The organism is Hominilimicola fabiformis (genome assembly GCF_020687385.1).
GTDB lineage: Bacteria > Bacillota > Clostridia > UBA1381 > UBA1381 > Hominilimicola > Hominilimicola fabiformis.
In genome coordinates this window covers 43,337-66,691 of the sequence record NZ_JAJEQM010000002.1, presented here as the reverse complement: position 1 = coordinate 66,691, position 23,355 = coordinate 43,337, and the positions used below count along the sequence as shown (strand labels likewise).

The following is a 23,355-nucleotide window of genomic DNA, read 5'->3' as shown; positions in this document are numbered from 1 at the left end:
CTACTTTTCCTCCTTTTCAATCGCACCAAACGGACAGACATTTGTACATAGTCCGCAGCCGTTACACTGTGTTGTGTCAATCTTAACAGTATCGCCGTCTAATGAAATTGCAGGACAGCCGAGTTTCATACACATCTTACACTTCTTACACTTGTCTGTTATGTGACAGTGACCCGAATACTTTTTACGCATATTCGGAAGAAGTGCGCAAGGTCTTTGTGCGATAATAACCGAAGGTTCTTCTCTTTCAACTTCTTCTTTTACGACCTTTTCAAAATTCTTTACGTCAAACGGATCTGCAACGACAACGTGTTCAATACCGATTGACTTGCAAAGTGTTATCAAATTAACTTGCTTTGTTTCTTCCTTACGGATTGTGTAACCTGTTGTAGGGTTATCCTGGTGACCTGTCATACCTGTGATTGAGTTGTCAAGAATTATAACAGTATTGTTACCCTTGTTGTATACAATGTCAACAAGACCTGTAATACCCGAGTGCATAAATGTTGAATCGCCGATTACTGATACAAGTTTCTTATTAAATTCAGCACCTCTTGCTTTTGCCATACCGTGTGCGGCACTGATTGAAGCACCCATACAAATTGTTGTGTCAACGCTTTGCAGAGGAGGTGTTGCACCAAGTGTATAACAGCCTATATCGCCCGAAACAACAAGACCGAGTTTCTTTAGTACATAGAATGTACCTCTGTGCGGACAACCTGCACACATTACAGGAGGACGAACAGGTGTAGGCTCGTCTATAACATCAAATTCAGGTGCGTCTGTATCCAAAACAGCTTTCTTAATCATTGACGGTGTATATTCGCCTTGAAGTGTAAATACGTCCTTGCCTATTACATCAACTCCGACGCTCTTACAGAAATCTTCGATAACAGGGTCAAGTTCTTCGATAACGAAAACTTTATCATACTTTGACGCAAATTCTTTTATCTTCTTTTCAGGTAGCGGATAAACTATACCGATTTTCAAATAATCAGCCTTATCGCCAAGTGCTTCTTTTGCATACATATATGCGATACCGCCTGCGATAATACCGATTTTTGAGCCGTTTTCTTCAACTCTGTTAAGAGGTGATGTTTCAGCCATTTCCTTTAGTGCGTTTATTCTGTCCTCAACGACAACGTGACGCTTTATCGCATTACCCGGCATCATTACATACTTCTGCGGATTTTTCTCGTAATCCTTTAATGCAACTTCCTGCTTTTCTTCTTCCTCAACAAGACTCTGTGAATGAGAAACTCTTGTTGAAAGTCTTAAAAATACAGGTGTATCGTATTTTTCGGAAAGTTCATATGCAGTCTTTGTGAACTCCTTACATTCTCCGCTGTCAGACGGCTCTAACATAAGTATTTTAGATGCCTTTGCATAGTGACGTGAATCCTGTTCATTCTGTGATGAGTGCATACCTTGGTCATCGGCAACGCACAATACAAGACCGCCGTTTACTCCTGTATAGCTTGCAGTGAAAACAGGGTCAGCCATTACGTTAAGTCCGACGTGTTTCATACAAGACATACTTCTTGCGCCGGCGATTGACGCACCGATTGCAACTTCTGCCGCAACCTTTTCATTCGGCGCCCATTCAACGTATATATCGTCATATTTAACTATATTTTCTGTAATCTCGGTACTCGGTGTGCCGGGATATGAGGAAACAACGCTTACACCGGCCTCATAAGCACCGCGTGCAACCGCTTCATTTCCAAGCATTAACTTTTTCATCATGTAATCCTCCTCGTTATTTAACCATTATTATAATTTTAACAAAATTCGCCTCTATCGTCAAGTACATTGTAGAAAAAAGCAACAAAATATATTATACTTTCATATTAAAATACCCATTTGCATTAAGCAAATGGGTATCAGTTCGGATTTTTCACGTTTCAAACAATCATTCAAGTTCAAATGCACCTGTGTAAAGTTGATAATACTTACCTTTTTGTGCAATAAGCTGTTCGTGATTACCGCGTTCGATAATTCTTCCGAGTTCAAGCACCATAATTACATCTGAATTTCTTACCGTTGAAAGTCTGTGTGCGATAACAAATACTGTACGTCCCGTCATAAGTGCGTCCATACCTCTTTGAACTATCGCCTCTGTTCTTGTATCAATACTTGAAGTTGCCTCGTCAAGTATCATTACAGGAGGGTCTGCAACTGCCGCTCTTGCGATTGACAAAAGCTGTCTTTGACCTTGCGACAAGCTGCCGCCGTCACCCGAAATAACTGTATCGTATCCGTCAGGCAACATATTTATAAACTCATCCGCATTCGCAAGTCTTGCCGCTGCATAAACTTCTTCGTCCGTTGCGTCAAGATTACCGTATCGGATATTTTCCTTAATTGTACCCGTAAACAAGTTTGTATCCTGTAAAACGATACCGAGCGAACGTCTTAAATCTTTCTTTTTGATACGGTTAATATTAATTCCGTCATAAGTTATCGTACCGTCGGCAATATCATAGAAACGATTTATAAGGTTGGTAATTGTAGTTTTACCCGCACCTGTCGCACCGACAAACGCAACCTTTTCGCCGTGGTCGGCATACAATGTTATATCATGCAGTACGATTTTTTCGGGATTATATCCGAAATCAACATCAAAGAATTTAACTTCACCCGTAAGACGTGTGTATTTAACACTGCCGTCCTTTTGAACTTCTTTCCAAGCCCACATATATGTCTTTTCTTCCGTTTCAACTATATTGTCGTTTCTGTCGTACTTAACATTGACAAGTGTAACATCGCCGTTGTCCTGTTCTACTTCTTCATCCATAAGATTGAATATTCTTTCCGCTCCGGCAAGTGCCATAACGATTGAGTTAAGCTGTTGCGATATTTGGTTTATCGGCATTGTAAATGATTTTGAAAGTTGCAGAAATGACGCTATAACGCCAAGTGTAAGTCCCGCAACTCCGTTTAGTGCAAGTGCACCGCCGATAATAGCTATAAGCACATACTGCAGGTTACCTAAATTAGCCATAATCGGCATTAGGATATTTGCGTATTTATTAGCCTCTGTTGCGTTTTCACAAAGCTCTTCGTTAATCTTATCAAAATCTTCTTTTGAATGTTCTTCGTGACAGAACACCTTAACGACCTTCTGACCGTTAATCATTTCTTCGATATAACCGTTTACCTTACCGATGGACTGCTGTTGTTTTACAAAAAATCTTCCGCTCGCTCCTGCAATTTTCTTTATTACAAACATCATACAGGTCGCAAACACCAACACAAATATTGCAAGATAAACATTCGATATAAACATCGCAACGACTACCGATATAATTGTAACCGCCGACGAAAACATCTGCGGAATACTCTGTGCCATCATCTGTCTTAGAGTATCTGTATCGTTTGTGTAGTAACTCATTATATCGCCGTGAGTATGTGTATCGAAATACTTAATCGGCAATTTCTGCATATGAGTAAACATATCGTCACGAATTTTCTTTAACACACCTTGTGCGATTGATACCATTGTTCTGTTATAAAACAATGTAGCAAGTATTCCCACTAAATACACAATACCCATTACGCAGATTGCTTTAAGCAAGCCCGTGAATACAGGGTTTGTACTGCCCAAAAGCGGTGTTATATAGTCATCGATAAGCGTACCGATAAACATTGAGCCGGCAACGTTTGCAACGGCACTCAGCAATATACATATCAATACAAAGATAAATCTGAATTTGTATTCCTTCATATATGAAAGAATACGTTTGATTGTCTTACCGGTATTTTGTGCACCGTGTTTATTCATCGTCACCGCCTCCTTTCACCTGTGAATTATATACTTCCTTATATATTTCGTTGTTCTTCAAAAGTTCCTCATGAGTACCTATTCCGTTTATTTCACCGTTATCCATAACAATTATCTTATCTGCGTCTTCGACAGATGAAATTCTCTGTGCAATAATAATCTTTGTCGTGTTCGGTATTTCTTCACGGAACGCACGTCTGATACTTGCATCTGTCTTTGTATCAACCGCACTTGTACTGTCGTCCAAAATAAGGATTTTCGGTTTCTTTAACAAAGCTCTTGCGATACAAAGTCTTTGTTTCTGACCTCCCGATACATTTGAACCGCCCTGTTCGATATAAGTATCATACTTATCAGGGAATGTCTGAATAAATTCATCGGCTTGTGCAAGCTTACATACTCTTTCGATTTCTTCATCTGTTGCGTGGTCATTACCCCAACGCAAGTTTTCTTTGATTGTTCCGGAGAACAACACATTTTTCTGAAGTACCATTGCAACCTCGTCACGCAATGACTCAATATCATATTCCTTTACGTTTCTGTCACCGACAATCACTTCACCGTCGGTTGTATCGTAAAGTCTTGGGATAAGCTGTACAAGGCTTGACTTTGAACTTCCCGTACCGCCTATAATTCCGACAGTTTCACCCGATTTAATATCAAGATTTATATTCTTAAGGCAGAGTTTTCTCTTTTTCTTTGAATATCCGAAGTTTACATTTCTGAATGAAATATCGCCGTTTTTAATTTCATATACAGGATTTTCAGGATTTGTAAGATCGCTCTTTTCGTCAAGTATTTCGACGATTCTTTCAGATGACGCTCTTGCCATTGTAATCATTACGAACACCATTGAAAGCATCATAAGGTTCATAAGAATTTGCATTGTATATGCAATAAGGCTTGTAAGCTCACCTGTTGTCATAGTTGACGCAACGATAAGCTTTGCACCGAACCACGATATGAAAAGCATACAGCCGTATGCCGCGAACTGCATAAGCGGTGCGTTAAATGCCAAAAGTTTTTCGGCTTTTACAAAGTCATCGTATATATCTTCAGAAACGTTTTTAAATTTCTTTTCTTCGAAATCTTCTCTTACAAATGATTTAACAACTCTTATACCTCTCAAATTTTCCTGTACAACGTTGTTAAGTTTATCGTATATCTTGAATACTCGTTCAAATATCGGGTGTGCGTGAGTCATTATAAAATACAATCCGCCGCCCAAAACAGGAATTGCAAGCAAGAATACAAGTGAAAGTTTATGATTTATACCAAACGCCATAATAAGCGAGAATATAATCATTATCGGACCTCTTACCGCAATTCTGACTATCATCTGATAAGCATTTTGTACGTTCGTTATATCAGTTGTAAGTCTTGTTACGATACTTGATGCAGAGAATTTATCAATATTTGAAAATGAGAAGTTCTGTACATTATAGAACATATCCTTTCTCAAATTCTTCGCAAAACCTGCCGATGCACTCGCCGCAAATTTACCCGACAATGCACCGAAAACCAATGAAATTACACATGAAATTGCAAGGGCGATACCTATTTTCAATATGTAATTCATATTTCCAGCGTCAATACCCTTGTCAATAAGCATAGCCATAAGAAGCGGTATTACAACTTCCATAATAACTTCAAGAGTAACAAAAATCGGTGCAAGAATCGAATCACGTTTATACTCTCTTACACTTTTTAATAATGTCTTTATCATCTAATTCCTCCTTTAAAAATGTAGTACGCTACATATTAAGGTAAAAATATACCCTATTTTTCACACTTATCATTGTCTTGGTACATATGTTCGTAAACCTTTGTTAAAAGTTTTTTGAGTTCTTTTTCCTCCTCATCATTTAATGCACCTGTTATCAACGAATCCATATACTTTCTGTGTTCTTTCATTTCACTGCCAAGCTCAAAAGCCTTGTCAAACAAAATAACCTGTCTGCATCTATGGTCCTCCGGATTTACCTCAACACGCACAAAATTATTCTTCTCCATACGCTTTAAAAGTCCGATAATCGTGGAATGTCTTAACCCAAATTCCTGTTCAATCTCCTTTTGCATTACAACATTCTTGCCCTTTTCAAGCATATAAAAAAGTATATTTGCCTGCGAACAGGTTATATCGTATTTCTTCAGATGTGCATTTGCCGCCATAGACATAATCTCATCTATCCTCTTAAAATAAAAGCCTATACCTTTCTTTTTCACAAATACACCTCCTCGCAAAAAAATGTAGCGTACTATACTTTTTGTGTAGTACGCTACATATTATACACATTATTAATATTAATGTCAATAAACCTTTTTCAAAGTTCATATTTTGTTCATTAATTGTTCACGTTATTCGGAAACGTAACATAAATAGTTGTACCTTTGCCGACTTTGCTCTTTACGCGTATAGTCGCATTATGGCAGGCACAAACGTGCTTTACTATTGAAAGTCCCAAGCCTGTACCGCCGACTTTTTTTGAGTGGCTTTTATCAACGCGATAAAAACGTTCAAATATTCTTTCCGTATCTTCGGGCGGTATTCCTATACCCGTATCCTTTACGGACAGTTCCACGCCCTTTGCCGACTCGCCGACAAATACGGTTATTTTTCCGTTATCCTTATTATACTTTATCGCATTGTCAAGCAAGTTATATACAAGCTCACTCACCAATGTCACGTTACCTTTTATGAATGTCGGTATCTTCGTATAATAAATCTGAATACCTCGTTCTTTTGCGGCTTTTTCAAGAACACATATCGCCTCTTCCGTAACCAGCGAAAGGTCGATATTTTCCGGATTTTCAACACTTCCCTGTTCGTCAATATTTGATAGATTTATTATATCATCTATAAGAGTAAGAAGTCGGTCGGACTCTTTTTCTATCTTTCTGCCAAACTCCTTGATGTCCTCCGCCTTTGCCATACCGTTGCTTATCATTTGTGCATATCCCGAAATGGTTGTAAGCGGTGTTTTAAGCTCGTGCGAAACGTTTGCGGTAAATTCACGTCTGATTTTTTCCGTCTTTTCTTTTTCCGCATTTTGATTTGCTATTCTTGCAAAAAACGGTTTCAACTCGTCATATATCTCTGCCTTGCCTATATTATTTATATCCACTTCATTAATCGGATCTAAAATATATTTCGTCAAATGCTTTGCACTCACAAACGAAACAGCAATAACGCATATTAAAATAATAATAACTATCGGCATTATGGTCAAAACCATATACATTATTACTTTTGTCGGCTGTGACATTCTTAATATACTGCCGTTATTCAATTTTACGGCATAATAATATATTTTTTCACCAATCGTTTCGGAATTACGGCTACTGCTCCCGTTTCCGTATGTAACGGCTTGTTTAACTTCCGGTCGTTCAAAATGGTTTTCCATTGTAGTTGTATCCGCCTCGTTATCATAAATAACCGTACCGTCTGATTTGATAAGCGTCACTCGAATATCGGATACATCATCATACATTTTGGTTAATATATTAATTTCACTGTTTTCGTCATAACCGTCTAAGCATTGTGCCAATATATTTGTTCTTGATTTTAAATCTGATTTTTCCTTTATCGAATACTGTGTACAATATGCCACCAAAATAAGCAGCATACTTACTATAACTGATGATATTGTAAGAATTTTCAGCGTGCCGTTTATAGCTTTTCTCATATCTTATATCCTACATTTCTTATAGTTTCGATACACTTACCCTTTTCGCCGAGTTTATGTCTTAAACTTCCTATATGAACGTCCAGCGTTCTGCTTTCGCCCTCAAAGTGATAACCCCATATCTTTTCAAGCAAAACCTCTCTCGGCACAACTGTGCCTTTGTTTTTCAGAAGATATTTAAGAAGTTCAAATTCTTTAAACGTTATCGCAATATCCTTTCCGTCAACCTTTACATTCCTGCTTTGGTTGTCCAAAATGATACCCTTGTATTCGATTATATCAGAACTGGCTTGCGGACCGCTCCTACGAAGGACTGCTTTAATTCTTGAAATAAGTTCCATAACGCCGAAAGGCTTTGTTACATAGTCGTCCGCTCCGTATTCAAAGCCTTTGACTTTGTCACTTTCAGTACCTTTGGCTGTTATCATAATAACAGGAACATTTTTAGTCGTATCGTTGTTTCGTATGTCTTTCAGTATAGCAATTCCGTCTTTATCCGGCAGCATTATATCCAAAAGCACCATTGACGGCAAACGCTCGCCAAGTCGTTTTTCAAAATCTGAGGCACTTTCAAAGCCCTCTGCCTCAAACCCTGCTGATTTCACTGCATACGTTATTAAATCTCTTATTCCCTCATCATCTTCGACGCAATAAATCAAATCCATAAAACAATCCCCCATTTATACATTATTCAACTTCTGACGATACTGAAAACGGCAATATATACTTTTTACCGAATTCAACGCACAATTCTTTATATTCAGGATTGTTTCGTCTGTTACTCATAACGTGATGCACATCATAATTTTCGTCATTGAGTTCAATAATAGCTGCAGCAACGTTTGCACAGTGATCAGATATTTTTTCAAGTGCGGTAATGTAATCGGTAAATACAAAACCTTGATTTACACTGCATCTGCCCTCTTGCATACGCTTTATATGACGGTTTTTAAGGTCATTTCTAAGTCTGTCGATAACGTCCTCCAAAGGCTCAACTTTATTAGCAAGTTTAACATCGTCCTTTGAAAATGCACTGATTGTAAGGTCGATAATTTCACCGACGGCATTAACCATTATAGTGATTTCCTGTCTTGCCTTGTCGGAGAAATGAACGTCTTTATCACGTTTTTCTCTCGCTGTAAATACCAAATCGGCGGTATAGTCCGTCATTTTCTCAAAATCTGATATTGCGTGAAGAAGTATTGAAACTTTCTGCGAATCCGACTCATTCAAGCTCTTTGCCGAAAGCTTTACAAGATATGCACCGAGTGCGTCCTCATATTCATCGGCAAGATTTTCTGTTTCTATAATTTTCCTATCTATCGACTCTGAATACTTTGCAACACATTCCTGTGCCATGGTAAAGCTCTCTTTTACCATATATGCCATATTTGTAGCAAGCGTCATACATTGTTCAACAGCGAATGACGGAGTTTGTAAAAATCTTTCGTCAAGCAAACCGAATGTGCTTTCTTCCGCACCCTCTTTAATTGTCATTCTTGCCAGTTTTTCAAGTAACTTGTTAAACGGCAACAATACAGCCGTTGCAACAACATTGAATATCGTATGAACTATTGCGATATTAAACGGTGTAACAGAATCGCTTACAAATGCAAAATTGAAGATTGCATTTGCCGCATAGAATAATACAAGGAATAAAACCGTACCTATAATATTGAAATACAAATGCACCATTGCGGCACGTTTTGCGTTTTTGCTTGCACCGATACATGATATAAGTGCAGTCACACAAGTACCTATATTTTGTCCCATAATTATAGGAATTGCCGCACCGAACGTTATTTTACCCGTAGAAGAAAGTGCCTGAAGTATACCGACAGATGCAGATGACGATTGTATAACAGCCGTTAAAACAGCACCTGCAAGCACACCTAAAATAGGATTTTGGAACATTGTAAGTATGTTTGTAAATGCCTCAACATCTTTTAAAGGCTCAACAGCCGCCGACATTGTTTCCATACCGAACATAAGTACCGCAAAACCAAGAAGTATGTTACCGATATTCTTCTTAGAGTCGCTCTTTGCAGCCATTGTAAATACAATACCGATAAGTGCTAAAACCGGAGTAAAGTTAGCCGGCTTACAGAGTTGAATCCAAAAGCTGTCCCCCTGTATACCGGAAAGGCTCAATATCCATGATGTAACAGTCGTACCGATATTTGCACCCATTATAATACCTATAGCCTGTCCGAGTTTCATAATGCCTGAGTTTACAAAACCTACAACCATAACCGTAGTAGCTGAAGATGACTGTATAACCGCCGTAACTGCAGCACCCAAAACAACACCTTTTATAGGATTTGACGTAAGTTTTTCAAGTATCTGTTCAAACTTACCGCCGCCAAGCTTTTCAAGACCGCTGCCCATTACGTTCATTCCGTAAAGGAACATCGCCAGTCCTCCGAACAATGAAAATAAGCCAAAAATGTTCATAATTTTATCCCCTTATTTATATATTTTATAAAATCCTCTAAGCTAATTATATATAATCTATGTAAAATTGTATTCAAGCCTATCTTAAATTTATGTAAAATCTTTTAAAACTCGCCAGCTTTCGATTAATTTTTCAAGCGAAAACATTGCGTTTGCAGGGCTTGTAGACGGCAGTTTTACCGCATTTAAGTCAGAATTGTATTTTACAAACAATTTATACGCGGTATTTCCGTTTGTAAAGATTTTTTTAATTTCAGCCGTTTGTAAAATCCGTCTTAAATCATTCGGCGTAACATTTTTTATAGAGCTGTCGGACGAACCTTCTATGTCACAGCTTGCAATAACATCCCAAACCGCAATATTATGTTTTATCAAAAATGCTTTTTTCTCCTCTGTCGTGCCCGGACAGACGTCATTCATAACATTCGCAAGCACCTTCCAAAACCTGTTCTGCGGATGACCGTAGAAAAAGTTTGCTTCACGTGATTTTACAGACGGGAAACTGCCGAGTATAAGTATTTTTGAATTTTTATCGTATATGGGTTCTATTGTATGAAATTCCATTTCTATCACCTCTTAAATAATACTGTATAAACCTTAAATACACCTTAATTTTATAAAAATATCAGTGGAAATCAAATTTTGTATTGACTATTATATTTTTATATTATATCATAAAAATATTCATAAATAAAGAAAGGATTATAGATTATGAAAACAGCAAACGCACCATTGTTTAAAGACCCTATTCATAACGGAGCCGCTGACCCTGTCGTTATATATAATGAAGAAACAGGCACTCATTATATGCTTTACACCGCAAGACGTGCAGACGTTGAAGAAGAAGGCGTAATGTGGGTACACGGTACTGATATAGGAATTGCGGAAAGTAAAGACAACGGTAATTCATGGGAATATATAGGTATATGCAAAGGCCTTGAATACGGCGAAGGCAAAAATACATATTGGGCACCGGAGGTTATACGTTTCGGCGAGCTTTATCATATGTATGTAAGCTATGTTCCGGGAATTCCTGCCGACTGGAATCACCCGCGTTACATTCTTCACTACACCTCAAAAAATTTAATTGATTGGAATTTTGAAAGCAAGCTTAACCTTTCATCAGAAAAGATTATTGACGCTTGTGTATTCAGGCTACCAGACGGTATTTTCAGAATGTGGTACAAGGACGAGCGGAACGGCTCTCATACATATTTTGCCGACAGCAAGGACTTATATAATTGGGAAGTTAAAGACTGTGCCGCCGATGATGTTCCGCACGAGGGCGCTAATGTATTTGAATTTGGCGGTAAGTATTGGCTTATAACCGACTGTTGGAGCGGTTTGGACGTCTATTATTCGGACGACCTTACGACTTGGACAAAGCAAAGCGGTCGTATTCTTGACGTAGGCGGTACAAGAGAAGATGACGGAGTTATCGCAAATCACGCCGATGTATATGTAACTGACAACAACGCATATATTTTCTACTTCACTCACCCTGACAGACAAAAAAATATGCTTGAAAATAATATCGGAAACGAACGCAGAACGTCAATTCAAGTTGCCGAACTTGAAGTTAAAGACGGTGTTTTGGTATGTGACAGAAATAAGGATATATCGGTTAAACTTAAATAATATAAAAAGGTTAGACGAAATTCCGTCTAACCTTTTGTATTACTTTGATGTAGTTATGCTTATACTGTTTCCATCACTTGTCATTACAATATCGCCGCTTTCATCGGTGCGATACACTTCCACACCCGCGTCACTTAGTTTACTTAAAGTTTCCTCATTAGGGTGACCGTATGAATTGCCTTTTTCTACGCTTATCACGGCATACTGCGGCATAACTTCACGCAAAAACGGATATGACGTTGACGTTCTCGAACCGTGATGACCAACTTTAAGCACCGTTGATTTTAAATCCGCACCGCTGTTTAATATTTCTTCTTCCTCGTCGCTTTCGGCGTCACCCGTAAATAAGAATGATGTGTTTCCGTATGTGATTTTTAATACTATTGACGTACTGTTTAAATCCTTGCCGTTTTCGTCAACAGGTCCTAAAAATTCAACCATACTGCTGCCAAGCTGAATTTCGTCACCGACATTCGGGTGCTTGATTTCAACATTTTGTTCTTCGGCTTTTTTCTTGAAATTTTTATATGCCTTTGTATTCGCCTCTGTTTTCGGTGCATATATGTTGTCCGCTTTTGTTACCGACAACGCACCTGACAAACCGCCGACATGGTCCTCATGAGCATGAGAACACACAACATAATTAAGCTCCGTAACATCTTCTTTCTTTAAATATGCCGCTACCACATTACTGTCCGCAACATTTCCGCCGTCTATCATCATCGTTTCGCCGTCACATTCTATAAGCGCCGAATCGGCTTGTCCTACATCTATAAAATGCACCTCAAAATTTGAATTTTCGGGTATATCCGATGGGTTTACATTACTTCCCGATATTCCGAATGACATAACAAATGCCATTAACATATTTAAAATCTTGCTCATCTTCTACTCTCCCTTCATATATAAAATTATTATAACTTATAATTGACTTAATCTGCAAGTATTTTGTTGATTATTTTGATGTTTAATGTTAAAATATCTGTATAGTATAAATTTGAAAGGATATTGTATATGTTAAATGCTGTGTTTTTTCCGTTTTCGGAAATGTATATAAATCACGTTAAATCATCGGAAAAATATGATATGAAGATACAGCACTACCATGACGCATATGAAATATATTTGCAGGCGGACGGTGAGCGATACTTGTTCCTTGACGATATTTGTTACACGTTAAAGCAAGGCGATTTGGTAATTTTAAAGCCGTTTGACATTCACTATATGGAAAGCCGCGACATTGATTTTTACGAAAGATATGTTTTGAATTTCAGCAGTGATATGCTGAGCGGAATTTTGACAAAAACAGAAACCGACATTCTTTTCGATAACATCAAGTCGTGCGTATTCCATCTTAATGATGAGCAATTTACTCTTATTCTCGATTACTTCAAAAAAATTGACGCATTTTCAAACAGAATAGGTTTGCTTTCCGAAAAACTTGCGCTGAGCAGTGTTTTTCAGCTTGTTTCTGTAATTAAAGACCTTTCAAAAAATGCCGAAATTATCACAAGTCAAAATACTCCGTCCGAAATAGTTACGGCGATTGACTATATAAACAATCACTATAAAGAGGACATAAACCTTGACATTATAACCGAAGTCGTGCATATCAGCAAATATCATTTTTCACGACTTTTCCACAAAGCAACGGGTGCAACGTTTCTGCAATATTTATACAATGTGCGTCTTGTAAACGTCCACTCACTGCTTGCCGAAACAAATTTAAACTTAAACGAAATCGCTATTCGTACAGGCTTTTCGTCAAGTGCGCATTTATCAAGAATTTTCAAGCAAGTGTACAATGTTTCACCGCAAAAATTCAGACGTATGTTAAAAGAGAAATCAAAAAAGCAGTGATTAACACTGCTTTTTATTATTGCTGAAGTTGTTTTTTGAATATTGTTCTGAAAATCAATCTTGCAAGCGGTCCCGCAAAAAATATTTGCCAGCACAATGCCATTGGGAAATTCATAGCTGTTGTTTGCAACCATACCGCAACAATTTCTTTGCCCGGATTTTTAAACAGCAATGTTGCAATCATACTCATTGTCGGACACATAATACATACAATCATTGACGAAATTGCAAGCGTGATAAAGAACGGATTATCAACTCCCGGTCTTATAAATCTGAATGCAAGCTTTGTCGCAAGTTTTTCGACTGCGAAAAACTCAAGTATGAATGCGGCAGGCCACATTATAACCATTTCGTGAAATGCAAGCAAGAACACCTCATTGCTCATCTGTCCCTTGTTCAGGCTGATATTATAGCATATCATTGCGTACACCATAATAAAAGCCATAATCAGTGTGAAAATAATGTTTTGAAATTTTGTCTTTGGCATAAATTTTTACCCTCTTTTCTTAAATTTACGCAAAAAAACAACACATCCGTGTTGTTCGTTATCATCGTTAAGCACAATGTGTCGTTTCCAATTATATACCAAAGCATTATTAAATTGCGAGGATTATTTTAACATAACCAGTCTGTGTTGTCAATACCTTTCTCTAAAAATAATCAAAAATCACATCTTGCGATGTGATTTTTGGAACTGTCAACAGGCTTAATTACTTACCCATTCTCCGACCGATTCGTTTGTTACAACATTTACGTTTCCGGAGAAATCGGACGTATAAAGCTTACCGCTTTTTTTATCCACAAAGTAAATTTTATCATTTTCAACATCGAATTTTTTTACTGCTTTATCATAAATACACGTCAAGTCGCTTGCGTCAAGACTGCCTATATAAAGTCCGTTATATGAAGTTATAAGTCTGCCGTCCGCAGTCTTCACATCGTCTGCATAACAAACATAATTATTGTCACTGCCGTCAAGATTTACGCGGTAAACCTCCTCACGGAAAGGGTTTTTATAATAAATCGTATCTCCCCACTGTGCAATAAGTTCAATATTTATCCATGACGCGTCACCCTTTACGACCAAATGTTGATCTGTTCCGTCTATGTTCATACAATAAATATCTTTTCCGTTATCTTGATTTACAAACAGAATTTTATCTGTCGGCGTTTGCTTTTTACAAATAAGCGAATTAATTTGATTTAAGGTCTTAACTTCACTTCCGTCACGGCTAATTCTCATCAAATTACCGTACCAAACACCGTTTTCGACAAACAGATAATCTCCGTAATAAAAACAGTTAAACGGATACAGCTTAACATCATTGTCACCCATGCTTAATTTCACAAGTGACGTTCCGTCAAGAGTAATTCCGTACATTATATTGTCATTATCCAAGTTGAAATATATGTAATCCTTGTACTTTTTAGGGTATCTGACCGAATTGTCCGTAAGTCGTTCAACGTCGCCGCTGTCAATATTCATACGATAAAGAATGCCGCTCTTTTTTCCGCCGTCCGATTCCTGATAATATATCCACCCATCATCAACGGCAATTTTATTGACCGTTTTATTGATAAGTTCCTCTTCACCCGATATGTCATTTGCTCGGTAAAGGTGTCTGTCATTTTTAGACAAATAGTAAACATTATTGTCATACATCTCAAGTTCACAGACGCTGTTATCAGATAATTTCTGTCTGTTTGCACTGTTTTTGTCTACTGAATATAGCTTTTGATAGTCAGAATCGGATGCATAGTATACCGTACCGCTTTCGTTTATACGGCTGTCTATAACAACTCTGTTGTTTTCACCGTCCCAACCGACAGTTGCACCTAAAGTTTCGGAAACCGCTCTTACGGGAACATATGTTCTGTCATCAATTATTTTAGCAGGTACGTCAAGCTGAATTTGGTCAACCCAAATTGCCGAACCGTCTGAATTATATACTCCCGTACTCATAATTTGATTATCAACAGGCACGCATATAAATTCGCCGTTTCTCTCAGCCCAAACCGTTCTGCCGTTATTGTCCCACGACACATTTGCACCGAAAGCCTCAAATATCGCTCTCATCGGTACAAGTACACGTTCGTCAATATTCTTCGGATTAACGTCACATTCCAATTTTTCGCCGTCAATATATACTTCTATAACGTCATTAGCCAAAGCATTTACGCACGGCAACATAATTATTCCGCTTATCAAAAGTGCAATCAGTTTTTTCAAGATAATCGCTCCTTTATTACAGCATAAATATCATCATTTATATCTTCGACACTTCTTATTTTTCCGTTTTCAACACATGAAATATGTTTCCAGCCGAAACGTTTTGATACGTATACTGCATTATCATAGCTTTTTTGAAGATACGATATATCACTCTCGTGTATATCCTTTTTATCCCCACCGTTTGACTTGTTCGCCCTGTCTTTCATTAATTCTATACCGTACTTTGGCGGCATATCAAGAAATATCGTAACGTTTGGACGCGGAAGTCCGTAAACATTGTATTCAAGGTCGTCAAGCCACGTTAAAAACTTGTCTTTTTCTTCTTGATTTTCGATTTTGCTTGCCTGATGTATAAGATTTGACGACACATATCTGTCTGCCAAAATCAATGTACCGTTTTCGTAATCCTTTCCCCAATCGGTTTTATACGTCGCAAATCTGTCAGCCGCAAAAAACGTTGATGTGGCATACGCATTCACATCTGACGGCTTGTCGCCGAATTCACCGTTTAGGTACATCTTTACAAGTGTTGACGATGGGTTGTCATACGCCGGAAACGACACAGACTTTATTTTTAATTCGTTATTTTCAAGACGTTTTTTTAAAAGTTCCGTCTGTGTTTGCTTTCCGCTTGCGTCAACGCCGTCAATTGCTATAAGTATCCCCATAATTTCTCCTAAAATCAGTCTTGTTTGTATTTTTTTCCTTTTGCAATTACCGTTGCCGCAAATTTAGGCAATTCCATCATTCTTCCTATGCGCCAAGGTTCTTTGCAAAGTCTGTAAAACCATTCCATACCTGTTTTACAGAATATTTCAGGTGCGCGTTCAACTTTTCCGGCAAATACGTCAAGACTTCCGCCAATGCCCATCGCAACGCGTACTTTAAGTGCATCTCTGTTTCTTTCAATCCACTGTTCCTGCTTAGGTGCGCCTAAGCATACAAAAACAATATCCGCACCGGAATTGTTGATTTCCTCAACAATTTCAGCCTCTTCTTCCAGCTTGAAATATCCGTTTCTTGTACCGACAATATTAAGGTCGGTGTATTCTTCCAAAAGCTTTTTCTTTGCCTCTTCCGCAACACCCGGCTTACCTCCGAAAAGGAACAGCTTGTGGTCTGTGTAATTCATTTTTTGCAAAACCTGTCTTGCAATGTCATATCCTGCCGCACGTTCGCTTATAGGCTTTTTCAAAATCTTTGACGCATGCACAACGCCTATGCCGTCGGCAGTAAGCAAGTCAGCATTATTAAGAAGTTTACAAAATTTTTCGTCTTTGTATGCAAGCATAATTATTTCCGAATTAGGCGTGTATACCGCATGAAACTTATCTTCGTCCAAAAAACGCATAATGCAGTCAGTAGCCTGTGAAATGTTCACCATGTCAACGTGAACACCAAGTATGTTTACTTTATCCATGTTCTTCTCCTTGCTTTGAATATATTTTATTTGCCACTCCGTCACTTCGTGACGCCTCTCCTCAAGGAGAGGCTTTTCGGCTCCCATTGAGGGGAGCTGTCGCCATTGCCGACTATGGGGTGGCTTTTTAGGGTGACCAATGTTCGCCTCTACGAGTATCCTCATTTGCCACCACTCCGTCACTTCGTGACACCTCTCCTCAAGGAGAGGCTTTTCGGCTCCCATTGAGGGGAGTCGTCGGCATTGCCGTCTGTGGGGTGGCTTTTTTGGGGGCGACCAATGATCGCCACTACGAGCATCCTCATTTGCCACCACTCCGTCACTTCGTGACACCTCTCCTCAAGGAGAGGCTTTTCGGCTCCCATTGAGGGGAGCTGTCGGCATTGCCGTCTGTGGGGTGTTTTTTTGGCGACCAATGATCGCCACTACGAATATCTATTATCTGTTATCTATTTTTGTATACTCCTTACTGTGTACCATCGACTTATATGCCGGTCTGATAATTCTGCCGCAGCCGATAACTTCTTCAAGTCTATGTGCGCACCAGCCGACAATTCTTGAAATAGCGAAAAGCGGTGTATACATTTCGGTAGGTATGCCGAGCATTTTATAAACAAAGCCAGAATACATATCAACGTTCGCACACATAACCTTATGATTATTCTTAACTTCCGCAAATACACCCGGTGTAAGACGTTCAACACTGCAATACAGTTTAAATTCCTTTTCAAATTCAGGGTGATTTGAAACAAGCTGACCTGCTTTTTCTTTAAGCAAAATACATCTTGGGTCACTGTATGTATAAATAGCGTGTCCCATACCGTATATAAGTCCCGAACCGTCAAAAGCCTCTTTACGAAGAATTTTTGCAAGGAATGCCTTAACCTCCTCATCATCTTCCCAGTGCTTAACGTTTGCCTTGATTTCTTCCATCATACCCATAACTTTTGCGTTTGCACCACCGTGCTTAGGACCTTTAAGTGAACCGATAGCCGCCGCAATAGCAGAATATGTATCAGTATCCGATGAAGAAACAACTCTTGTTGTAAATGCCGAATTGTTACCTCCGCCGTGTTCAGCGTGTATCATAAGCAATACATCAAGCATTTCCGCTTCTTCACGAGTATATTTATTATCGGGTCTTATCATATAAAGCAGATTCTCAGCTGTTGACAATCTTGGCTGCGGTGTGTGAAGATACAGACTTTTTCCGTCATGATAATGGCTCTTCGCCTGATAGCCGTATGCCGCCATTACAGGAAGTCTTGCAATCAATTCTATTGACTGACGCAGGATATTACCCGTTGAAATATCATCCGGATTTGAGTCATACGAATAAGACGCAAGTACGGAACGGGCAATTTTATTCATTATATTCTTACTAGGAGCTTTCAAAATCATATCTTCCGCAAAGCCTTCCGGCAATACACGAAGATTTCCGATAAGTCTTGAAAAATCGTCCAAAGTCTTTTTATCCGGAAGATGTCCGAATAACAGCAGATATGCTACTTCTTCAAAACCAAATCTCTTCTCTTTTTCACAGTTTTTAACTATATCTGTAAGGTCATAACCACGGTATCTCAAATGACCTTCCATAGGGATTTTTTCACCGTCATCAATATAGTAACCCAAAACCGCACCGACAGAAGTAAGCCCTGCCATTACACCTGTACCGTCATCGTTTCTCAAACCTCTTTTAACGCTGTACTGCTTAAAAAGTTCCTTTGAAAACGGCTGATACACATCTGATGCCTCTTCTTGAAATCTCTCTTGTAATCTCTTTTTATCCTCTTCCTTTAACATATCTCCACTTCCCTTCCGCTCCGCTATATCAGAGCTTGAAATTTATATCAGACTTATTTGATTGTCCTCTCCCCTTAAAATTCCTCCGGCTGCCGGAATATTTTTCGGTCTGTAATGCTCAATGTCCTCAACTGTGCATTGTTCTTTGTCTACAACCTTAACAACCTTTGCGTCTTTTTTACGCAACGTTATTACCTGTATACCCTGTGTACTCTTTGTCGCTTTAAGCGGAATTTTTTCCGTATTAACCAATAACACTCTGTTATTATCCGACATCAGAACAACATCTTTATCTTCATCAAGAAGTCTTATATCACATATCGGCGACTTATTTCCGTATGCACCGATAAGTTTTTTACGGTTTGTCTTAGTTTCATAATTTGAAAGCGCAACTTTCGCCATTTTACCGTTTTCAAACGTAAACAGCATTTCGCCCTTATAATCCGTTGTTACAACAGTATACACTATTTTTTCATCTTCTTCAAGTCCAAGTATTCCCGGCAGGTACTCGCCCATAGTGCTTACCTTTGCATCTGCAAGGTCATATGTTTTCATTTTATATGCAACGCACTTATTTGAGAAGAATATAAGTTCGGATTTATTTGTCGATTCCATTGTCTGAACAATTTCATCTGTTTCCTTTAATTTATGCTCCGTTGTACTTGAACGAAGTGATACGGCTGAAATCTTCTTAATATAATTATCTCTCGTTACGAAAATTGTAAGCGGATAATCGTCTATATTTTCCGTTTCGTTATACTCCGTTATTTCCTCACCGCTGATTAAAGTCGTCTTTCTTTCCTGACCGTATTTCTTTGCGATTTTCTTTAACTGGTCTGCGATAATATTCTTAACCTCGTTATCGTCACCCAAAATACGGTTCAGTTCTTCAAGTTCCTCCATAAGTTTTTCAATCTCTGCGGTTCTGTTTATGATATATTCCTTGTTCAAACTGCGAAGTTTGATTTCCGCAATATACTCCGCTTGAACTTCGTCAATGTCAAAGCCCTCCATAAGATTAGGAACAACATCGGTATCTTTTTCCGTATGACGAATTATTGCAATCGCTTTGTCAATATCAAGCAAAATCTTTTTAAGACCTGTTAAAAGGTGAAGTTTTTCGCTTTTTTTATCAATATCATATTTAATACCGTTTTTAACGCAGTTCATTCTGAACAGTATCCACTGCTGTAAAATCTGCTTAACGCCCAGAACCATAGGTCTTGCATTAATCAAGATATTGAAGTTACAGCTAAAACTGTCCTCAAGCGGTGTCAGCTTATAAAGCTTTGTCATAAGCATATCGGGATCAACGCCGCGTTTTAAATCAAGTGCGATTTGAAAACCGTCAAGACCTGTTTCGTCACGTGCGTCTGAAATTTCTTTCAGTTTGTTCGCTTTTACAAGCTCCATAATCTTGCCGATTATCGCTTCGACTGTTGTTGTATAAGGAATTTCGTTGATTTCGATACAGTTATTTGCCTTGTCGTAAGTATATTTTGCACGAAGTTTAAAACTTCCGCGGCCTGTTTCGTAAATCTTACGCATTTCGCTTTCAGAGTAAATAAGGTCCGCTCCCATTGAAAAGTCAGGTGCAGGCATATATTTAATCACGTCCGCATTTTCGTTTTTCATACAAGCGATAGTTGCGTCACAAACTTCTTTAAGATTGAATGAACAAATATTACTTGCCATACCTACAGCAATACCTTGATTTGGATTTATAAGAATATTCGGAAACGCAACCGGCAAAAGCGTCGGTTCTTTCATTTCACCGTCATAACTGTCTATAAACTCAACCGTATTCTTATTAATATCCTTAAACAGTTCCGCACATATCGGATCAAGTCTTACCTCCGTATATCTTGACGCCGCATATGCCATATCTCTCGAATACTGCTTACCGAAGTTACCCTGAGACTCGACAAGCGGGTGCAAAAGTGCCTCGTTACCGCGTGTCAAACGTACCATTGTTTCATATATGGCACTGTCACCGTGAGGGTTTAATTTCATTGTCTGTCCGACTACGTTAGCCGATTTTGTAAGTTTTCCTCCCAAAAGTCCCATTGTATACATTGTGTACAAAAGTTTTCTGTGAGCAGGCTTAAGTCCGTCTATTTCGGGAATTGCTCTCGATACGATAACACTCATCGCATAGGGCATATAGTTCTGCTCAAGTGTTTCGGTAATGGGCTGTTCGTCTATCGGAGCATATATAATCTCTTTTTCTTCTACTTTCTTTTTCTTCCTTGCCATAAAATTCTCCTATCCTTTATGATAAGTCAAGCATTTCCATATATTTTCCGCCGTTGTCGGCAATGTATTCTTTTCTGTCCGTAATATTATCGCCAAGCAATACGTCAAACATTCTCGATGTGATTTCCGCATTTTCCGGCGTTACTCTTATAAGCCGTCTTGTTGACGGGTGCATTGTCGTAAGACTCATCATATCAGGCTCGTTTTCACCAAGACCTTTTGAACGTTTAATATCGTATTCGTCACGTTCTTTCGACAATCCGTCCTCTGTAAATTTCTTTAATATTTCTTCCTTTTCACCGTCTGTATACGCAAAATGTTTTTCACCCTTACGCTTTGTCTTTGTAATCGTTATTTCGTAAAGCGGTGATTCGGCAATATACACCTTGCCTTTTTCGATAAGTGTAGGCATAAGGCGGTATATCATTGTAAGAACAAGCGTTCTGATTTGGAAGCCGTCAACGTCGGCATCTGTACAGATGATAACCTTGTCCCAACGCAAATTGTCAAGATTAAAACTTTCAATATTTTTATTATGAGCAGACTTAATCTCCACACCGCAGCCAAGCACTTTTACAAGGTCGGTTATAATATCGCTCTTAAAAATTCTCGGATAATCGGCTTTCAGACAATTCAGTATCTTACCTCTAATCGGCATAATCGCCTGAAACATCGGGTCACGCGCCAATTTACACGAACCTAAAGCCGAGTCGCCCTCCACTATATAAACTTCACGCTGTGAAACGTCCTTACTTCTGCAATCAACGAACTTTTCAACTCTGTTCGTTATATCCATTGTACCCGTAAGTTTCTTTTTTATATCAATTCTTGCCTTTTCGGCATTTTCACGGCTCTTTTTATTGACAAGAACTTGATTTGCGATTTTTTCGGTGTCTGTTTTGTTTTCTATAAAGTAAACTTCAAGCTGTTGACGTAAGAATTCCGTCATTGCGTCTTGAATAAACTTGTTGTTTATCGCTTTTTTTGTTTGGTTTTCGTAACTTGTCTGAGTTGAGAATGAGTTTATAACAAGTGCCAAACAGTCCGCTACGTCCGCAAATGTTATTTTTGAATCGTTTTTATTATATTTGTCATTCTGTTTCAAATATCTGTCAATCGCATATACGAATGCGTTTCTTACCGCCTTATCGGGTGAACCGCCGTGTTCAAGGTAACTTGAATTGTGATAATATTCAAGCATATTGACTTTGTTTGAGAAACAGAATGCAACTTGCATTTTCATTCTGTAATCCTCTTTGTCCGCCCTGTCACGTCCCTCGCGTTCCATTTCCCACGTTTCAACAGTTGTAAAGCTGTCATCGCCGACAGTTTCTTTAACATAGTCAACAATACCGTTCTCGTAATAATACTCGAACATTTCCATACCTGTTTCTGTTTCGTTGTAAAGAACGAATTTCAAGCCTGCATTAACCATAGCCTGCTTGTTTAAAACGTCTTGGAAAAATTCAATCGGTATATTTATATCGGTAAAAACTTCTGTGTCAGGTTTCCATTTTTGTACCGTTCCCGTCTGAACGCTTCTAGTTTCAGCCTTTTGAAGTCCTCCGACGTTTTCGCCTTTTTCAAAATGCAATGTATACTGCGTTTTGTCACGCACAACGGTTACATCCATATATTCACTGCTGTACTGTGTTGCACATGCGCCAAGACCGTTAAGACCCAAACTGTACTCATACATTCCGCCTTTATTGTTGTCATACTTACCGCCCGCGTACAATTCACAATATACAAGCTCCCAGTTAAATCTGCCCTCGCCCTCGTTATAGTCAAGAGGTATTCCGCGGCCGTGGTCCTTTACTTCTATGGATTTATCCATAAAACGCGTAACTTCTATTAAACTTCCGTAGCCCTCACGAGCTTCATCTATTGAATTTGATAATATTTCAAAAAAAGAATGTTCACAGCCTTCAAGACCGTCTGAACCGAATATTACAGCAGGACGCTTCCTTACTCTGTCCGCACCCTTTAGACTTGTTATGCTGTCATTTCCGTATTCCTGTTTCTTTTTCGGCATAAACTAACCGTCCTTTCATGTATTTTCGCTTTCAGCTATAAAAATACTATTATATCTTATTAATTATACTACTATATAGGTTGTTTTGTCAAACGCCGTAAGGCAACATTTAGATTAAATGAATGTTACACACTTCTTTATTATTTGTTCAACATTGATAAAACAACCAAATGATTACAGAGAAAA

The 23,355-nt window shown here is 38.5% G+C and carries 18 protein-coding genes; 2 read left to right on the top strand and 16 right to left on the bottom strand.

Annotated features, from left to right (window positions below; translation table 11 throughout):
* The 8 genes from iorA to LKE05_RS01695 form a co-directional block, all read right to left on the bottom strand.
* Complete coding sequence (gene iorA / locus LKE05_RS01730) at positions 1-1,743, bottom strand: indolepyruvate ferredoxin oxidoreductase subunit alpha (RefSeq protein WP_308455737.1); 1,743 nt, start codon at positions 1,741-1,743, stop codon at positions 1-3.
* A 169-nt stretch (positions 1,744-1,912) separates the two neighbouring features.
* Complete coding sequence (locus LKE05_RS01725; protein ID WP_308455736.1) at positions 1,913-3,784, bottom strand: ABC transporter ATP-binding protein; 1,872 nt, start codon at positions 3,782-3,784, stop codon at positions 1,913-1,915.
* Complete coding sequence (locus tag LKE05_RS01720; protein ID WP_308455735.1) at positions 3,777-5,510, bottom strand: ABC transporter ATP-binding protein; 1,734 nt, start codon at positions 5,508-5,510, stop codon at positions 3,777-3,779. Before LKE05_RS01720 ends, LKE05_RS01725 begins: the two co-directional genes overlap by 8 nt.
* Positions 5,511-5,563: 53 nt before the next feature.
* Positions 5,564-6,010: a MarR family winged helix-turn-helix transcriptional regulator gene (locus LKE05_RS01715; RefSeq protein WP_022229936.1), complete on the bottom strand. Its 447-nt coding sequence runs from the start codon at positions 6,008-6,010 to the stop codon at positions 5,564-5,566.
* Between the two features lie 119 nt (positions 6,011-6,129).
* A complete protein-coding gene (locus LKE05_RS01710) occupies positions 6,130-7,470 on the bottom strand; it encodes a sensor histidine kinase (protein ID WP_308455734.1) in 1,341 nt (446 codons plus the stop codon).
* Positions 7,467-8,135, bottom strand: coding sequence for a response regulator (locus LKE05_RS01705; RefSeq protein ID WP_337599188.1), 669 nt, complete (start codon positions 8,133-8,135; stop codon positions 7,467-7,469). The genes LKE05_RS01710 and LKE05_RS01705 overlap by 4 nt, the downstream gene beginning before the upstream one ends.
* 22 nt (positions 8,136-8,157) lie before the next feature.
* Positions 8,158-9,924: a Na/Pi cotransporter family protein gene (locus LKE05_RS01700; RefSeq protein WP_308455733.1), complete on the bottom strand. Its 1,767-nt coding sequence runs from the start codon at positions 9,922-9,924 to the stop codon at positions 8,158-8,160.
* 90 nt (positions 9,925-10,014) lie between these two features.
* Positions 10,015-10,488: a DNA-deoxyinosine glycosylase gene (locus LKE05_RS01695; RefSeq protein WP_337869906.1), complete on the bottom strand. Its 474-nt coding sequence runs from the start codon at positions 10,486-10,488 to the stop codon at positions 10,015-10,017.
* 147 nt (positions 10,489-10,635) lie between these two features.
* On the opposite strand from LKE05_RS01695, the gene LKE05_RS01690 reads away from it, so the two are divergent.
* Positions 10,636-11,562, top strand: a complete 927-nt coding sequence (locus tag LKE05_RS01690) for a glycoside hydrolase family protein (protein WP_308455732.1) — start codon at positions 10,636-10,638, stop codon at positions 11,560-11,562.
* Between the two features lie 39 nt (positions 11,563-11,601).
* Here the strand turns inward: LKE05_RS01690 and LKE05_RS01685 are convergent, their stop codons facing one another.
* Complete coding sequence (locus LKE05_RS01685) at positions 11,602-12,447, bottom strand: ComEC/Rec2 family competence protein (protein ID WP_308455731.1); 846 nt, start codon at positions 12,445-12,447, stop codon at positions 11,602-11,604.
* Between the two features lie 129 nt (positions 12,448-12,576).
* On the opposite strand from LKE05_RS01685, the gene LKE05_RS01680 reads away from it, so the two are divergent.
* On the top strand, positions 12,577-13,422 hold the full coding sequence (locus LKE05_RS01680) for an AraC family transcriptional regulator (RefSeq protein WP_308455730.1): 846 nt from the start codon (positions 12,577-12,579) through the stop codon (positions 13,420-13,422).
* Between the two features lie 16 nt (positions 13,423-13,438).
* Here LKE05_RS01680 and LKE05_RS01675 read toward each other — a convergent pair whose 3' ends face one another.
* The 7 genes from LKE05_RS01675 to LKE05_RS01645 form a co-directional block, all read right to left on the bottom strand.
* On the bottom strand, positions 13,439-13,909 hold the full coding sequence (locus tag LKE05_RS01675) for a DUF2798 domain-containing protein (RefSeq protein WP_022229928.1): 471 nt from the start codon (positions 13,907-13,909) through the stop codon (positions 13,439-13,441).
* Positions 13,910-14,128: 219 nt separating this feature from the next.
* Positions 14,129-15,652 carry a DUF5050 domain-containing protein gene (locus LKE05_RS01670; RefSeq protein ID WP_308455729.1) on the bottom strand — a complete coding sequence of 508 codons (1,524 nt, stop codon included), beginning with the start codon at positions 15,650-15,652 and terminating at the stop codon, positions 14,129-14,131.
* A complete protein-coding gene (locus tag LKE05_RS01665) occupies positions 15,649-16,323 on the bottom strand; it encodes a dTMP kinase (RefSeq protein WP_147514923.1) in 675 nt (224 codons plus the stop codon). Before LKE05_RS01665 ends, LKE05_RS01670 begins: the two co-directional genes overlap by 4 nt.
* A 14-nt stretch (positions 16,324-16,337) precedes the next feature.
* Positions 16,338-17,075, bottom strand: a complete 738-nt coding sequence (locus LKE05_RS01660; RefSeq protein ID WP_308455728.1) for a WecB/TagA/CpsF family glycosyltransferase — start codon at positions 17,073-17,075, stop codon at positions 16,338-16,340.
* 438 nt (positions 17,076-17,513) lie between these two features.
* Complete coding sequence (locus LKE05_RS01655; RefSeq protein ID WP_022229924.1) at positions 17,514-18,878, bottom strand: citrate/2-methylcitrate synthase; 1,365 nt, start codon at positions 18,876-18,878, stop codon at positions 17,514-17,516.
* Between the two features lie 42 nt (positions 18,879-18,920).
* The gene (locus LKE05_RS01650) at positions 18,921-21,134 is read right to left on the bottom strand and encodes a DNA gyrase subunit A (protein WP_022229923.1); all 2,214 of its coding nucleotides are present in this window, start codon (positions 21,132-21,134) and stop codon (positions 18,921-18,923) included.
* 16 nt (positions 21,135-21,150) lie between these two features.
* Complete coding sequence (locus tag LKE05_RS01645) at positions 21,151-23,169, bottom strand: DNA gyrase/topoisomerase IV subunit B (RefSeq protein WP_308455727.1); 2,019 nt, start codon at positions 23,167-23,169, stop codon at positions 21,151-21,153.
* Positions 23,170-23,355 lie beyond the last annotated feature (186 nt).